A 984-nucleotide genomic window follows, 5' to 3' on the forward strand; every position below is an offset into this window, starting at 1 on the left:
CTGAATAACACATCCCCGTCAATACGGTTCTCGCTGGACGCTTACTAAAAAAGCAGCCGAAAATTTTTTTATTTTTTCGGACGTTTTGCCCAAGCGGTGCGCATAACTGGCATAAATTTCGGCGGGATAACGCCCATTTTGGGCAATGGGATTTTCATGGTTACGCCTGGTGATGTTTCAAACCACACGTCATTAAAGGGCAGCTTTTGAAGTCGGTTCAGGTCGAACTTTGTCGGTACATCAAGCCCAGCGGTATCTAGCTGAGCATCAATGACGAATTCTCCGTCGTAGACTTTACCGATCTGCGATGTTCCGTAAGTAATAAGTACCGAGTGAATATCGGTAAACACATTCAAAACAAGCCCGGGGCGTGGGTATGGCCCCGGGTTGCCTAAGTCCTCGCTATGAGGAAACTTACACCAGAGAATGTCTCCTGGTTCTGGTAATGGTTTGAAGTCAGTGGCCATGCGCTTCCTGCTTATTTAAATAACGGAGAGTCCAGATCTTCTTCTGTAATTTCCATACCTGACATTTTGGTAATGGCAGCATGTTGGGCATCGGTCAGTGGACCGTTATCCAGTTCGTAAGCTGGCAATACATCGCGCGCCAGGTAGCGCAGCGCTTTATGAACTAACTCAGTCTGGTTAAGAGCCAGTTCTTCCATAAGGCGAGTGAAAGTTTCTTCGCTTACACCATATTCGTTGTCGAGTGCGCGTAGTTGGAACAGGAATTTCTTCGGCGCAGTTTGTGCGCGACCTTCCACTTTGCTTTTAACGACGCGAGAACGGCGTTTTGCTGTCGCGATGGTTTTAGTTGCAGCAATAGTAGTCATGATTTACCTCTCTGTTTTATGACTATATGGAAAGTATATAGCAAAAGAACACAGTTTTCCATATAGATTACATATAGCATTAATCAAACCGCGACAGCCAGTTGCTCATGGAGGCAGGTCAGACGGCAGAGTTTTTCCAGCGCGACAAGTAG

General features: G+C 46.3%; 2 protein-coding genes. Both read right to left on the minus strand.

All coding sequences use genetic code 11. From position 1 onward, the window contains the following. Positions 1-68 precede the first annotated feature (68 nt). Positions 69-467 carry a hypothetical protein gene (locus AQ981_RS25315; protein ID WP_058914521.1) on the minus strand — a complete coding sequence of 133 codons (399 nt, stop codon included), beginning with the start codon at positions 465-467 and terminating at the stop codon, positions 69-71. An 11-nt stretch (positions 468-478) separates the two neighbouring features. After that, positions 479-832 (minus strand): hypothetical protein, encoded by a 354-nt coding sequence (locus tag AQ981_RS25320; protein ID WP_058914522.1) that lies wholly within the window; start codon positions 830-832, stop codon positions 479-481. Positions 833-984 lie beyond the last annotated feature (152 nt).

Source organism: Entomohabitans teleogrylli, from assembly GCF_001484765.1.
Taxonomy (GTDB): domain Bacteria; phylum Pseudomonadota; class Gammaproteobacteria; order Enterobacterales; family Enterobacteriaceae; genus Entomohabitans; species Entomohabitans teleogrylli.